This is a genomic window from Flavobacterium fluviatile, from assembly GCF_010645065.1.
Classification (GTDB): Bacteria; Bacteroidota; Bacteroidia; order Flavobacteriales; family Flavobacteriaceae; genus Flavobacterium; species Flavobacterium fluviatile.
The window spans coordinates 474,594-490,581 of sequence record NZ_JAADZW010000001.1; the positions used below are offsets into that span (position 1 = coordinate 474,594).

General features: G+C 38.4%; 8 protein-coding genes. All 8 read right to left on the reverse strand.

Annotated elements, in window-relative coordinates:
- Window positions 1-142: 142 nt before the first annotated feature.
- Window positions 143-1,132: an alpha/beta hydrolase gene (locus GXM17_RS01735; RefSeq protein ID WP_163397560.1), complete on the reverse strand. Its 990-nt coding sequence runs from the start codon at window positions 1,130-1,132 to the stop codon at window positions 143-145.
- 124 nt (window positions 1,133-1,256) lie between these two features.
- Window positions 1,257-3,839 carry a carbohydrate-binding protein gene (locus tag GXM17_RS01740; RefSeq protein WP_163397561.1) on the reverse strand — a complete coding sequence of 861 codons (2,583 nt, stop codon included), beginning with the start codon at window positions 3,837-3,839 and terminating at the stop codon, window positions 1,257-1,259.
- 12 nt (window positions 3,840-3,851) lie between these two features.
- Window positions 3,852-7,070: a pectinesterase family protein gene (locus tag GXM17_RS01745; protein WP_163397562.1), complete on the reverse strand. Its 3,219-nt coding sequence runs from the start codon at window positions 7,068-7,070 to the stop codon at window positions 3,852-3,854.
- 265 nt (window positions 7,071-7,335) lie between these two features.
- A complete protein-coding gene (locus GXM17_RS01750) occupies window positions 7,336-9,024 on the reverse strand; it encodes a glycoside hydrolase family 28 protein (protein WP_163397563.1) in 1,689 nt (562 codons plus the stop codon).
- A 179-nt stretch (window positions 9,025-9,203) separates the two neighbouring features.
- Window positions 9,204-10,424, reverse strand: coding sequence for a glycoside hydrolase family 88/105 protein (locus GXM17_RS01755; RefSeq protein WP_208796403.1), 1,221 nt, complete (start codon window positions 10,422-10,424; stop codon window positions 9,204-9,206).
- A 172-nt stretch (window positions 10,425-10,596) separates the two neighbouring features.
- The gene (locus GXM17_RS01760; protein ID WP_163397564.1) at window positions 10,597-12,246 is read right to left on the reverse strand and encodes a glycoside hydrolase family 43 protein; all 1,650 of its coding nucleotides are present in this window, start codon (window positions 12,244-12,246) and stop codon (window positions 10,597-10,599) included.
- 170 nt (window positions 12,247-12,416) lie between these two features.
- Window positions 12,417-14,069, reverse strand: a complete 1,653-nt coding sequence (locus GXM17_RS01765; RefSeq protein WP_163397565.1) for a DUF5123 domain-containing protein — start codon at window positions 14,067-14,069, stop codon at window positions 12,417-12,419.
- Between the two features lie 12 nt (window positions 14,070-14,081).
- Window positions 14,082-15,977 carry a RagB/SusD family nutrient uptake outer membrane protein gene (locus tag GXM17_RS01770; protein ID WP_163397566.1) on the reverse strand — a complete coding sequence of 632 codons (1,896 nt, stop codon included), beginning with the start codon at window positions 15,975-15,977 and terminating at the stop codon, window positions 14,082-14,084.
- Window positions 15,978-15,988 lie beyond the last annotated feature (11 nt).

Here is a 15,988-nt window from a genome sequence, read left to right on the forward strand (position 1 = left end):
TTTAAAGCTTCTCGATACAATTTTAAACATTAAAGCTATCGCATTAATATTTAAAATCACTCGAAGTGACGGCTAAAACTGCTTAACCTGATGACATTATGCCCAACTAACATTTTGGAATATTGTATAAATCGAAATGGCATTATTTCTTTAAGTTTTTAATTAAAAAATTATGGATATAATTAACCGTAGGATCTACCCACGGTTCAAATAGCCAGAAAGGATGAATTTTTTCATCAAATTTATGTACTTCTGTATAGATTCCCCACCCTTTCATCATCCCGATCAGCTCATCCTGGCCTGCATGAAATCTCGGATAGCCGCTGTTAATAAACAATATGGGACAAGATTTTTCATTAGCCCAGAAAATACCCGAAGCATCTTTCCACACTTCCGGTTTTTCAAAAAATGTTCCCCCCAGCCACTCTACATCAGGTGAATTGGGTTTGCGGGTTAAATTAAGGGATAAAGGAGCCAAAAAATCGACAACTCCATCAATATCCACAATGGCCTGTACCTCGCTTGAGAAACCTGAATTACCCTGATCCCCTTCTTTGGAAGCAATGCCATTTGTAAGTCCAACCAACATCGCAAGCTGTCCGCCGGCTGAACATCCCGAAACAGCAATTTTATTTGTGTCAATGTTATATTTTTCTGCATTTGCCCGTGCCCATCTTATGGCCGATTTGATATTATAAACTGCTGCAGGGTATTTTGCTTCCATCGAAAGCTGGTATTCAACACATAAAGCAACCATTCCTTTGGCTGCCAGTTTCTGTGCCATCGGAATCTGTAGTTTCTTATCTCCGGATCTCCAGCCTCCCCCATGAATCATAATAATCGCTGGATATTTTCCGGGCTTTTTTGGAGAAAAAAGATCCAAATGCAAATCCCTGTCTCCAAAAGGTGTATATTTTAATGTAGCGTAAACCAGTTGTCTATTTTCAGTAACTCCTGCCGGTAATATATCTTTGGCAATTTTTATATCTGGAAAATGCTTAAGCTGCTTCTTATATTCATTAGTTATATTAAAAGACGTATCCCTTGGAATGGTACTAACTGTTTTTTGAGCCCGGTTCTGGAAACTCAGAAAAAAAATAAGAAAGAAAATGGTTTGAGTAAATAATCTCATTGTTTGTTTATTAAATCTTTTTTACAAAGAACAGCAATTGTATTGATTTATGCGCTGAAGCTAAAATAAAAAAGGATTATTATTAGCAATTTATGACGCTAATAATAATCCTAATTTAAAAAAATTACTGAACAATTAATTTTGTTGTCATTCCTGTATTCTTGCTTTTTATAATGTAAATTCCATTTGATAAATCACTAACTGATATCGTAGTTTCTGTACTTGTTGTATAAATTTTCTTTACAACCTGACCTGAAAGATTAATAATTGCAACTGTGTCATACTCTACAGATGATTTGAGGGTTATTTTATTCTTACTTACAGTTGGATAAGCATAAAACAAATTACTCTTATTCGAATATTCATTGACGCCCAGAGTTCCGTTTTGAATGTCCGTGATTGCTTTTACAATGCTGTTGATGTACACTTCTACATTGGTATAGCCTGCGTCAAGTGTTTTTAAATTTCCATCCGCAGCATTTGAAGGATTTAAGCCTTTTTCTGTTTCCCATGCATCTGGCATACCATCAGCGTCAGAATCCAAAGGTGCTGCTTCAGTTGGCAATACCGGCCATCCACCGGCAGCTAACGGCGTGTCAATATATCCGTTTGTGCTTCCGTTTCCTCCATTCATGATTGATGCTGTTCCGGATCTTGTATCAGCAACTGCTCTGGCATCAACTGCATCCCTGAACAAATTTGCCCCGGCATGGTCTAAAACCAGTTCATACGCTTTTACGGCTGTGTGAGTTGTGATTTCTCCGGATGCATGTGGTGTTTCAATTTTTAACTCGTCTTTTTGAGCTTGACTTACAGGTAACTGGCTTCCATGAAACTGATTAAATACCCCGTACGTCCAGTTGTCCTGAGTAGCTCTTGTTGAGCCGTTTACATAATTTCCGTCAACATAATATTTCCCCCAGATTCCGTACAATGGTGATGTTGAATCCAGGCTTCTTCCTGTTGATAAAATACGTTCTTTAGTAGAGTTAGATGTTCCGGGACCCGGTTTCCAGTAATTATTCACCAGATTGACATTCATAGCGTCACCACCGTAACAGCTGTTTCCTCCCCAGTTGTAGATCACATTATTGCGTATATCTACTAAATCGGTTAGAGCAAAAGGATCGTTTGCATATTCTCCCAATCTCGGATTACGGCTGTCATGATGTGCCAGGAGATTGTGATGAAACGAAGCATTTCTTCCTCCCCAGACTCCACCATAACCATGAGCTCCTTTATCATGAACCGAATTTCGAAGACTCTCTGAAATAATACACCACTGAAGCGTAAAATTTTCATTCTGATAAAACGACACACATTCATCTGTTGACCAGCTCATCGAGCAGTGATCTACTATAATATCTTTTTGAAAACGACCACCCATTGCATCATCCTCTACAGCTTTTTCATCTCCCATTCTAAAACGCAAATAACGAATAATCACATTGTTCCCTCCTACTTTAACATCATAATCTCTCAGGGTAATTCCTCCGCCCGGAGCGGTTTGTCCTGCAATGGTAATATTATCTTTGATATTAAGTCTGCTTTCAAGTTTGATGGTACCAGATACTTTAAATGCAACAATTCTTGGGCCGGACTGATTAATAGCATCTCTAAGTGAACCTGGACCTGAATCATTCAGGTTAGTAACATAAATAAGCTTTCCGCCACGACCGCCGGTAACATATTTACCATAACCTTCAGCTCCGGGAAAAGCTGGAGTATCTTTGCCATTTCCTCCTTCTGGTCCCCAAAAAGCGTAAAAAACCTGATTCCCTGTAGTTGTAGTTTCCGTTTTTTTAATCGTATTGGGTACTGTTAACGATGTTGACCAGCCGTGGAAGGTGTACCCCATCAAAGTCGGAACTGGCAGGGTCACCGGAATTCCTTCTGTATAAGATGTTGGAGTTAGTCCTGTTAAGGCTGATCCGTCAACTGAGTTTTGATACGATATTGTATAGGTGTTGGCCGTTTTAAATTCTGCTGTATAAGTAACATTTGAGGTAATAGCAAAAGTAACCGGATTAGCCGTTGAAACCGGATTTCCGTTGCCATCAACCCATCGCTCAAAATTATAACCAAAGTTTGGAGTTGCTGTCAGCGTCATTTGCGTCCCTTCAACAAACTGTGTTCCTAACGGAGCAGAAGAAATACTTCCCCCAGAAGCAGGACTTGTAGTGGTTGTCAGAGTGTAAATAGCAACATTAGAGTTATCTGTGACTTTTTCAAAATAATCAAAATTACCTACATAGTTATTTCCCGTAACAGGCTTAAATACAAAATACAAGTCATGAGTGCCAGTCGTTTGGGCTATAGGAACAGAGACAATCTGGTAGGTTGTCCAGTTTCCGGTTGACGTAGCATTGATATTGGCGGTTCCTATTAGAGTACCATTTACTGCATCTGTCCTTATTTCGACAGTCCCGGTTAAAGAGCCAACAGTCGGTGATCCGGTTTGAGTTCTGCTGGCTGCTGCAACATCAAAACGGGTATCATATTGATTAAAGACATGGTCGGCGAATCTAATCCAGTATCCATTTTTACAATTTCCGATATTCTTTCCTCCTGAGAGCGCGGCATTGGTTTCTATAGATACTCCATTGAAGGTACTATAATTTTCAGCTTCAAGGCGCTGGGTGGTTTGCGAGAATCCTATTACTGAAAATAACATCAGCAACAGCTTAAAAAATAATTGTTTTTTCATCTTCAGCTTTTTTTAGTTTTTAATCACTTTTACTTTATAAACTGCTCCTGCTTCATTTTTTAAGCTAATAATGTAAAGACCAGGACTCAGCATACTTAAATCAATCGAACGAATTGTGTTTTCTAAAATGCCTTTTTTAACCTTTTGTCCCTGAACAGCATAAACTTCATAATTAAGACTTCCAATTCCTTCAGGCAAACTCAGATTTACAATATCTTTTGCTGGTATTGGATAAGCTGTTACTGAATTAGATCCGGTAATATCTCCTAATCCCAACGTAGCACTAAAAGTGCTGGCAACACTTAATCCTCCGTATTCACTTACTGACTGTACGGTGTATTCGTGCGTACCTGCAGTTGCAGCATTATCAACATACGTTGCGTTGGTTGTAATGTCAATTATTTTTCCGTCTCTGCTGATCACATAACAGATAGCATATTGATTGTTATCCCATTTCAGCGTGTTGTTTCCTGAAAGAGCAAGGTTTGAAGGTGCTGCAATTTGTTCCACTATCAGGCGTGGATCCCATTTATCAGTACCGCTCAAAACATTTTCGATAGTATATTCATCTGCCTGTGCTTTGGTCAAAACCGGATTGTAATTCCCCGTCTGAGGAACGCTGTTAACATTAAATATATTGGTTCTGTTGGCAGTATTGACTGCCACTCCATTTCCATTTACACTATTGTACTCTGCAAAAATTGCCGGCACTGTTCCCATACTTGCCCAGCCCAGCGTATTCGGTTCGTTTATCATTGTTGTGTTTAGATAAACAGCCCTCGGTGCATTCTGCCATGGACGCCCTAAAAAATAACTGGTGGCTGCCGTAATGGTATTGTTATTAAAAATGTATCCGTATTTAATGTCTGCAGTATGATTTGGAGCTACTATATATCCACTTGCCACAGAAACCAGTTTACACTCTTCAAACCAGTGTGTTCCGCCTCCGCAGATGAAATCTACATCACCTTCAATCGTTGATTTGTAATAAAAACTTCTGTTTCCTCCTGTAACCTGAGTATCCTGTTTGCTTCTTAGTCTGATTCCGTTATACACATTTCGGTCTCCGGCTGGGTTCAATGCAGGTCTTTGGCCTGATGTCGTGATTCCGTCCTTGTGTTCAATGGTAATATTTTCCATGTATAAATCATTGGCTTCAATGGAAAGAACCGCATTTTTGATTCCCCATCCAGGATTTCCCTGAAGAATTACTTTGTCTTTTGACTGTGCAATTAAGGATACATTGTTTTTTCCTGCCGGAAGCTGTAACACAATTCCCTGAGGATTTGTACCATCACCGCCCAGATTATAAGTTCCGTTTGTAATCAGTACGAGAAATCTTGTTGAAGAATTAGAAGGTGCTTTCGTAAATGCTTCAGCAATCGTTTTTACATATTTACCTGAAGTCAGCTGTTCTGCCGTTGCACTGGCATCGACAATTAAGTCAAAACCTCTCTTTGCCGGAATCGGTTTTTCCATTGTTGTGAACGACAGATTTACTGCAGCCGCATTATTGCCGGATAAATCTGTAATAAAACCTGCAGGTAAAGTAAAAGTATATTGTGTGTTGTATTCTAATCCGAAATAGCTGAATTTTACTGTTTTGTTTACAAATTCTGCCGTTAAATTTTTTGCATTAAGTGTCGCCTGTCCCGTACCTAATTTTACTTTTTCATCGAAATTAAGGATGATATTTCCACTCGCCCCAACAGTATTTGAAGCAACAGCAGGAATTGAAGATAATAATATCGGAGCAGTCGCATCAGCAACAAAAACTTCCTCTGCTTTTATCATAACATTTGACAAAACTGTAGCCGTTACATCAGTTGCAGTTCCGTGTTTTGGCCCGTTTACATTTGGAAACCACCTGATATATACTTTTTCTTTTCCTTCCGATTCAACAGGCAGTATTCCTCCAATTGGTGTAACAGAACTTGTATTGATACTTGTCAGAGCTGAAATGTTCTGGAAATTTATACCATCAAGCGAGTACTGAAAAGTCCATTCATCACAGCCATAGTAATAGCCAATCATTCCTGATGAAATATTTATATTTTTATAACCTACAGTCGAAAAAGAGGTCATAAAGTAGAAAAAATCACCTCTGATTGTATTCCATACGCCTACTCCACTTTTTCCGCCTCTGTTTAAAAGCCTCACATTTGGAGCAAAAACATTATCTGCCACATTATAAGCAGATAACTGAGGTCTGTTGTCAACATTACTGTACAATTCAGCTATCCTTGGATTTGCATATTGGTCATTTTTAAAGGTCCAGCCTGCGATAAAAGCGGCGTTATCGTATGTAGCTGTAATACTTTTGTTTTCGGTCATCGCAATGGTGTTGCTTAACGCCGTTGATCCGTCAGACCAGTTGCTGAATTTTACAATATCATTTTCAATGGCCGTTACCGTAACGTTCGTTCCTTTTTCGTAAACCGAAAATGCGCCATCTTTCCCGGCAGGAGAAACAGAATAATCCCCTAATCCGTACGCTCCGTTAACATTTACACTTAAAGTATAAGTTTCAATAACTGTATACTCTGCAATAATCGTAGTATTTGAATTGATTGTGAAGGTATATGGATTAGCTGTTGAAACCAAATCTCCATTACCATCAACCCATCTCGTGAAATTATATCCGAAGTTTTTATTGGCTGTTAACGTAATGGCAGTACCTTCATTAAAACTGGTTCCAGCCGGATTTAAAGTAACTGTTCCCGATGAAGCAGGACTAACACTGGTTGCCAAACTGTAAGTAACCGCACCGGGAATATTAGTAACTTTTTCCAGATAATCTATATTAAAAAGATAACCTGTACTGGTTGGATGCTTAAAAACCAGATACAAATCATGCGTACCGACTGTAGGTGTAATGGCAGACGAGAACATTTTGTAATCGCTGAATCCTGTAGATCCGCTAATAGTTGCTGTTCCTATTAAAGTTCCGGCAGCAGAACCCAATCGAAACTCAATGGTTCCTCCGGTTGCTCCCGATGCCTGGACATTAAAATTAGTGTCATATTGATTAAAAACGTGTCCGGTGAAAGCAATCCAGGTATTGTTTTTAATGTAACCTACATTTTTTCCTCCTGAAAGTGCAGCATTGTTTTCTGACTTTGCACCCGAATTCAGATTATAACTTTCTGCTTCGATTTTGAGGGTGGTTTGCGAAAATCCCATTACTGAAAAGAGTATCAGTAACAAGAACATAAAGTAATTTTTTTTCATTTTGGTTTGGTTTTGGTTAGATAATCTGTGTTTGTTCCTTATGCAAAATTTCAGGAATTTAAGATTTGATAAGGCTCATTCTTTATTTAATTCTTCATATTGAGTTAATTTGATGATTTATCGGGATTGTATCGAGAACTGAAAACTATCAAACAGTTCCCGATACATTTTTTGTTCCCTAAACAAAAAACACCCGACTAGGTTAATATTTTAATTTGTATTTTTTTTATAAGTAAATGAAAATCAATTAGTTACATATACTTGTTTATTCTATTATTCTAACTTCATCTCTAATGGATTCCAGCATTTTTACCTCTTTATTCAAAGTCAGTTTCTTCCCCTTAGCATTCAAGGAAACCGATTTTGTTGAAACTCCTCCCACCCAAAACATTTGGTTTTCACCCGTAGATTTAAAATCCTCGATTGACACTTTTTGACTGTTTGAAAAACTAACAGCAATTCCGGGTTTGTCGAGCCTTAAATCCAGATTTTTAAAATCGATTTGACGCGCATAATTCATTTGAATACCAACTGTTGATCGAATAGTCATGTTTTGAAATTGAATATTTTCTACAGGCATTTCCGGAATCCCCATGATTTTTACTGCTTGTGCCGCTCCGTTTACATAAATATTGTTGAAGTACATATTTCTGAAAGCTGGCGTTGCTTCGGTAATCGCTTGTTTTTCGACTATTATCTCACCCGTATTTTTGTCCTCTGAAATGGCTTTTTCAAAATAATACAAGTTAAAATTGATGGCATCGGTAGGGATATTATTCATACGAATGTCTTCCATCCAAATATTTTCAACGACTCCTCCTCTACCCCGAACGGATTTAAAACGCAATCCGCAGTCGGTTCCGATAAAAGTTAAATTTTTAGCAAAAATGTTACAAACACCGCCGGACATTTCGCTTCCAATGGTAAAACCGCCATGTGCATGATAGACCACACAATCGGTAATCACGAATAATTCAGTTGGTTTTCCACGCTCCCTGCCTTCTTTGTCTTTACCCGATTTAATACAAATCGCATCATCGCCCACATCAAAAGTGCAGTTGGTTACTGTACCGATTCGACAAGATTCCAAATCCAAACCGTCACCATTTTGAGAATACCACGGATTTCGAATGGTTAAATTTTTCAAAGTAATATGTTCACACATCAACGGATTAACATTCCATGCAGGAGAATTTTGAAAAGTAACACCATCCAAAAGCAATTTTTTACAACTTACAAAACTTACCATAACAGGCCGTAACGCTTGTTTGTAAGGCTCCATATTTTCCGGAGTTGGTATTTTTGGAAGTTTATCCTGCTCTTCATTACCGATTCTTGCCCCTTCAGAAGGATACCATATTTTGCCATTTTTAGACAAAACTCCACCGGATTTTACCAGTTCATCCCATTGTGCGGCTGTCATTTTTCCAATTTTAACTGGTCGCCATGCAGAACCATTTCCATCAAAAATTCCTTCGCCGGTAATCGCAATATTTTCTAAACCAATTCCCATAATCGGTGATTCGCATCGTAAAACTTTGTTTCCTTCAAAATAAGACTCAATCAGTTTGTATTGCTTTATAACGCTTGTAAAAGAAATAAAAGCTCCGTTTTTTGTATGAAGGTTTACATTACTCTGCATTTTTATTGGGCCGGTAGTCCACAAACCCGAAGGAATGACAACTACACCGCCACCAGACTCTGAACATTTTTTTATCGCTTCATTAATGGCATTTGTACAAAGCACTTCGGTATTTGGAACAGCTCCGAAATTGACAATATTCAAAGTATCTTTTTTAAATTTTGGAATTTGTACTTCAGGCATATCAAAAGGAAGTTTGCTTTCTGTTGACACCTTGTTTTGCTTAGATTTATTTTGAGCAACACTATTGTTACTGAAAATCAGGGAGAAAATTACTAATCCAATAAGGGAAACTTCTTTAATTTTTATCATATTTAATTTTATGTTTTAATCGCTGCTATAATTTTTTTGAAGCAGAAAAATTGAATATTTTCAGGCCTATAGTCCCGCTATTCGTTACAATCTTTTGTGCCGAACACCGGCACAAAAGGATTTCCACTCCTATCGGGGCTAATTGAGATATTTTGCTTTTTTCAGTCGTAAAAATCGAATTATTTTTTATCCAGGATCTTTTGTAATTCAATACCTGCCATAATAAACGGACCAACAGCTTTAGCATCATTATCCCGGATAGGTTCAGAAATATAATACTCAAATGATCCGTCGCGGTCTTGAGGATTTTTTCCTCCTAATCCGGCAACAGCACAACATTTTGTAATTGAAATTGTTCCATCTGGATTGTCTTTAATAAACTGTTTCAGGATTCCGTTAAACCCAACTTTTGCAGATTTCAGATAGGCTTTACCCACATATCCGTTTCGGTACGCTTTCGCAAAAGAATAAACAAACATGGTCGAACAGGTAGATTCCAGATAATTTCCTTTTCGACCCGGCTGATCCATCACCTGCCACCACACTCCAGTCTCCTTTTCCTGAGCACGAAGCACCGCTGCAAAAACCTTTTGAACAATCTGTATCAGTTCTTTGCGCTTCGGATGGTCTTTTGGAACAAAATCTAAAATATCAACCAAAGCCATGCAATACCAGCCCTGAGCACGTCCCCATACGTGAGAAGAACGTCCGGTTTCCTTATTCGCCCAGAACTGTGCTTTCTTTTCATCATAACCATGAAAATTCAAGCCTGTTTTAGGTTCAAAAGTGTGTCTTTGAATCAGTTCTGCCTGCAAAATGGCATCATCAATTGCTTTTGGAACATTGAAAACTGCACCATATTCTGCAGAAAACGGGTCTGCCATATAAACACCATCAAGCCACATTTGCCACGGATACGATTTCTTGTGCCAATACCCGCCATCAGAATTTCTTGGGTGACCTTCTAACTGTTTGTGAAGTGTATCCATCGCTTTTTTATAGCGTTCCTCACCTGTCTTTTTATAAATTTCAAAAAGGTTTTTTCCGGAATTCACTAAATCGAGACTATATTTTTCCAGCTCATAACCACCGCCTATTTTTCCGTCTTTGTCAATAAGCTTTTCTGCGTATGCCAGTGCATAATCCCAGTATTTTTGTTCTTTGGTATAATCGTATAACTTCTGATTGGCAAGTGTTACCAATCCGTTCGTGTAATTCCATTTTGGGTACTTTACTCCATCCAGATAAACAGGATCCGGAACACGTTTTTGGTCCGAATCGGCCATTTTTTTTGCCCATTCTATTGGAGAAAATTCATTATCCTTTGGTTTTGATTGTCCAAATGAAGCCAAATAGCAAACCAGAATTGAGAGGATGCAATATTTAATTTTGTTTCTCATTGTTTTTAACTTAATAATCTGTGATAACGGATTAAAACGATCTCGAAACATTTGATATTTCTTAATTGTACTAAACACTATTTTACCTGGGTGTCACCCTGAGCGGAGTCGAAGGCTTGATAATCGTAAAGGGCTTCGACTCCGCTCAGCCTGACACGTTGTAATTTTTTTATTACTTATCTTCTTCCACTCTAAACCAGTCATAGTCGGCATAACTGCTGTCATTAACTCCTTTGGTTCCCGAAGCAAAAAGACCAATTTTGGCTCCAACCCAACGACCTGCACTCGGTTTAAATGATTCTCCTAATTTTTTGAAGTTTTTTCCATCTGTACTGTAGTAAAAAGTCACTTTACCATCAAAAGGTTCCTTGTTTTGAACCATTTCTACTTTGGTACGTAAAAACACCTCTTTTTTATCTATTGCAATTGTTGCTATATCTTTTTCCGCCTCTTTTGAAGTACGGGCATTTTTCATGGAACGTTGTACTAATTTTAACTTTCCTGTAGCATCTTGTTCAATAGCGATGTATGAGTAATCTTCTCCAAAAACAATCAAACCAGAATTACAGACTCCGGCATCCGGATTATTTTGAAAACTAAGTTTTGCGGTTGCTGTAAAATTAGCTCCGGGAAATTTTTGAAGTAAAATATTAGGCATCATCCACATGGTTTTGATGTTCTCCTCACGTGGAATACAATTTAGACGCATGTAACCCAAATTTGCCGATGACCAGCCCCAGTGTTTGGCAGGATCTTGATTTGCCTGCCACTGCCATTGTAAACCAAATTGATGACTATTAAACTCATCTGAAGAAATTAATGGCGTTGCCGGATAGTCTTTACCCACATTAGGTTTTGTCCATTCCATAACCGGTTCGCCAATTCCGTCTTTATTCGTATCTACACCAATCAAAGGCCAATCATTTTTCCAGCTTACCGGCTGCAGGTGAACGATACGCCCAAAAGCCCAACGATCTTGAAAATGCAGGAACCAGCCTTCTCCGTTTGGTGTTTCTACATAACCACCTTGGTGTGGCCCATTAACCGGAGATTTCCCTTGATTGAGTACTATTTTAGATTCATAAGGTCCCCAAACATCTTTGGAACGCATGGCTAATTGCCATCCCGGTTTTACGCCTCCTGCAGGAGCCCATATCCAGTAGTAGCCATTTTTTTTATACATTTTAGAACCTTCAACAGTAGTATGACCGTTATGACCATCAAAAATCATTGCCGGATTCCCGATTAATTTAGTTCCGCTTGAATCCATTTCAGAAAGCATCATCACCGTTTTTACATTGGCACGGCTTCCCGCAAAAGCATATGATAAATAAGCTTTTCCGTCTTCATCCCAAAACGGACAGGTATCGATGATTCCTTTTGCTTCTTTTACCAGAACAGGAGTTTCCCACTTGCCAGCAGGATCTTTGGTTTTTACCATATAAATCCCAAAATCAGGATCGCCCCAGTAAATATAATATTCGCCATTATGATACCGAATGGACGGAGCCCACACACCATCACCGTGTCGTACAGTACGATAATGTTCCTCCGGCAATTGATTTTGTAATGCATATCCAATTAATTCCCAGTTTACAAGGTCATTTGAATGCAGAACAGGAAGTCCCGGAGAACTGTTAAAGCTCGAAGCGGTCATGTAATATCCATCTTTACCTGTACATACATCCGGATCGGAGTAGTCAACATGTAAAATTGGGTTCTTATACTTTCCGTTTCCTAAGTCACCATTCCATCCCTGAGCATTTGCTCCAAATCCATAAACTGTCAAACCAATGAACAGTACTAATTGTTTTAATTTCATTTTAAATAGTATTTAATCAACATGTTTTTACTAAAAAACATTTATGTATAGGCACTGTTTATCTTCAGAGTAATTTATCTGAGGTATCAGCATTAGAAAAAACTTGGTAGGAAAAGGAGTATCCGGGGTTAGGATACTCCTTTTTAACTAAACAATTAACCAACAAATATTTATTTAGGAAGCCATCTGGTATCTCCTACCTTGTTGGTAACAATAGGAGAATTGGCATCTTTAATTGTTAAATCTCCTGCGGTTGGATTAACAAATAAGTTTTGTGCGCTGATTCCTAATTCAGTTCCTTTAATGGCTGCAGCTCCCAACAGATAATCTGTAGTGGTGTAGTTATTACTGAATTCGGTGGTAGAATTAGCACCAATACCCTGAATAACTTTTCCAGAGGAAGAGGCTAACAATACATTTTTAAAGATTAAAGTAGAACCAACGGCAGAAGGCATATTAATCAATCCACGGTTATAGGCATAATCATAAATCGTTAAATTCTGAAATTCAAGACGAATCGGATATGCCGATGATCCGTAATCAAACAAATTTTTAAAATTTCGGGTTCTGTCAGTTGTCTGATAGTAATCCCTCATATAAGTAATATTTGAGAAAAAAGCTTCTTTAACATTGTCTGCACCGGCAGAACCAAAAACAAATGTACCATAAGTTCCTGTATGCCCCCCTACCTGGTCAAAAGTGCAATATTGCATATCAATTTTTCCTATTTCTTTATATTTTCCACTTCCCTGATGTCTCCAGAAACCGCGTTTAAAATTATTAAATTCACAGTTATAGAAAGTAACATCTCCAAGTGTCCATGAAGTTCCGCTGTTAAAGAAATAACTGGCATCAATGGTCTGATAAAAACGAATGTTTTCAAATGCTAATGATGTTAAAAATGATCCTTCGGTAATATTCCAGTTTCCGTTCATCTCAATTTGAGGTTTCGCTCCCCCTGTACCCCCTGTAAGTTTAAAACCTTTTGTAATAGTAAATGGTGTAATCTTGAATAACGAACCTGCTTCAAGGAAATATTCTGTTCCTTCCGGAATTGTTGCATCCGTATTGTTGTTTTTCAGCAATGCATCTAAATCATCCCCTTTCATAACCAAAATCTGTCCTGGTGATGGACCTGCCGAACGGAAGGTAACCTGATTGTATGGTCTGTCATAAACACGTGGTTTATTATTGTCATAAACATTTACAGTGTAGGCAGTACTTTTTTCCAGACCTTCAACTTTGGCCTGCCCAAGACTTATTTCTGACTGAGTCAGTTTACGTCCTATAGCCGGGATTTCCTTAGACTGAGCCGGTGCAACAGCAATACTATCTACCGGATTAGCAGCATCTACTGTCCAGCTGACAGTAACTTCAGTTTCAGTAATATTTACCTTTTGAACAGGTTTTAGTATCTGAGCATACTCCGGACGTTCTTCGGTCAAAGCATTTGTATATGCCCATTGCGAATTGAATTTAGGATCAGCGCTATTCGCACGAATCCTGATATAAAACTGCGTTTTGTAAGGAATATCATCCATCAAAATTTGAGTATCTGTAATCGTGTACGTTTTGAAAAGACTGTTGTAGTAATTATCCAGATGCAATTCAACCGTATAAGAAACAGCGTCATTCACTTTGTACCATACTACTGCAATTGAATTACTTTTTACAACAGGGGCAGACAGCACAAACTTAGGCTGAAACAAGTCTCCGACTTTTGCATAAGCAAACTCGTCCTGCTGGCAGGAGTTTAACATTCCTCCAAGCAAAATCATGCTGAGGAATGATAAAATATAAATAGCTCTTTTTGAATTTTTCATATGTAATTCAATTTAATAGTTAAAACCATAATAATTCTGAATAGCCCCGCGATGATCCGAAATTACTTTTGAAGGATAAGGACATAAATAACGTAATGGGTCATTAGGAGATTTACTTGAAGCATTATTAAAATTGATAAAACCTCTAAAACTCCACTTTACATCGTTGTTTGGCTCATAAGACTGGGTATCACTATTTAAGGCATACCATTTTGTTGCAAAAACCGTCTCTGTATAACCTGCAGGTTTTGCCTGTAGAATCGGGTCAATTCCTTTAATATCTAAAATTGTTTTACTTGGGTTATTAGCATCCGGATTCGGAATCTCTTTCCAATATACACTTCCCGGAACTTCATCTACACCCGGTACATAAGCTCCATTAGCTACTTTACCCCAGTTCACGAATTTGTTGTATTGATTGTAAATTACCTCGCTGTATTTATTCCAGCGGGCTAAGTCAAACTTACGCTTGCTTTCTCCTCCAAATTCCCAGGCACGTTCATCCATAATAGCTTTAAAAAACAGATCCGGATTTGATTTTGAAGCCACATAACCATCTACTTTTGTGGGCCAGTCTGCTGCATCAAACGCTCTTCGACGTACTCGTTTTAAAGCTTCCTGAGCATCCTGACGAGGACCAAATCGTTCGTTTACTGCTTCTGCATACATCAATAATACATCTGCAAATCGCATCCAGGAGTAGTTGACACCAGTTCCTTTCTGACTTGTACTACCTTGAGGATCTCCGTAAAGTTTTGACCACTTTCCAACAGCCAGCTTAGCTAAATCCAGACGAATTACCTGTTTTAAATTGGCATCGTACGAATAAGGTGCGCAGGTAACATCACGTCTCAAGTCCTGGCTGTCAAATGAAAACAAATAGGTCCCTGCTAAATTAACGTTTCCTGAAGCGCTTCCATAAGGATGACTTCCTTCTATAATTGGAATACCGACAATATAGCCATATTCCCCTGAAACACCTTTTAATAATGGTAATGAAAACATTACATCATCATTAACCGGAGTTCCCAGCTTATTCTGAGTAATCCAAAAATCACGGTAGCTTAATTTCAGGTCATGCTGTCCTTCATTAATTACTTTACCTAAATACTGGATAGCAATATCATAATACAATTCATGATTTTCTCCACGAACCATGTGTCCAATACTGGCCGGATCGCTATCAGGGCGTAAAGTCCATCCTCCACGTGTAAGGGCAAGTAAACCAATCAATCCCTGGTTAAAGCTTCTTGTGGCACGCTCTGTACCATACTCTACTGCACTTGCATATTGCATTAATGGCTCTACCGATTTAAGGTCATCTATTAAAAACTCAAGGATTTTATTTCTGTCCGTAACTCCTACCCTAAAATCCTCATCACCGGTTGATGATGTAGTACGAAACACAACATCTCCCCAAATGCGGATCATATCTAAATATACCATTGCACGGATTGTTTTAGCCTCTCCGTACATCTGCGTAATATTCGAAGCCTCTGTTTTGCTGGCGTTTTTGTAAAGATCAGAACCTTCAATTCCCTGAATAACATCATTGGCGTTATTGATAATTTTGTACATGGCATTCCAGGTAGAATTCAGGGTTGTCCAATACGGTTTCGGTTCAAAACAAGCAATGTCTGAGCCGTTAACATTCACCGCAGTAGTATTCACTGCCGCCATCTCTACATCTGTATTCGGATTGAAAACAAAGGCGAGACGATTAGAATACGCATCGTCTGTAAGCATAAGTGTGTATACTCCCGCAAGTGCAGATTGTATTTCAGCTTCAGAACTAAAAACCTCATCCCCGGTAAAACCGGTTGCCGGCTGTACGTCTAAATAATCATCACAGGCTGTAAAACACAGAGCGAAACTACATAGCATACTTAATAATATCTTTTTATTCATGATTTTAAAAT

Excerpts from the sequence above, each read along its gene's own strand:
- GXM17_RS01770 (WP_163397566.1), bottom strand. The coding sequence starts at position 15,977 with ATGAATAAAAAGATATTATTAAGTATGCTATGTAGTTTCGCTCTGTGT.
- GXM17_RS01765 (WP_163397565.1), bottom strand. The coding sequence starts at position 14,069 with ATGAAAAATTCAAAAAGAGCTATTTATATTTTATCATTCCTCAGCATG.
- GXM17_RS01740 (WP_163397561.1), bottom strand. The coding sequence starts at position 3,839 with ATGAAAAAACAATTATTTTTTAAGCTGTTGCTGATGTTATTTTCAGTA.
- GXM17_RS01755 (WP_208796403.1), bottom strand. The coding sequence starts at position 10,424 with ATGAGAAACAAAATTAAATATTGCATCCTCTCAATTCTGGTTTGCTAT.
- GXM17_RS01760 (WP_163397564.1), bottom strand. The coding sequence starts at position 12,246 with ATGAAATTAAAACAATTAGTACTGTTCATTGGTTTGACAGTTTATGGA.
- GXM17_RS01735 (WP_163397560.1), bottom strand. The coding sequence starts at position 1,132 with ATGAGATTATTTACTCAAACCATTTTCTTTCTTATTTTTTTTCTGAGT.
- GXM17_RS01750 (WP_163397563.1), bottom strand. The coding sequence starts at position 9,024 with ATGATAAAAATTAAAGAAGTTTCCCTTATTGGATTAGTAATTTTCTCC.
- GXM17_RS01745 (WP_163397562.1), bottom strand. The coding sequence starts at position 7,070 with ATGAAAAAAAATTACTTTATGTTCTTGTTACTGATACTCTTTTCAGTA.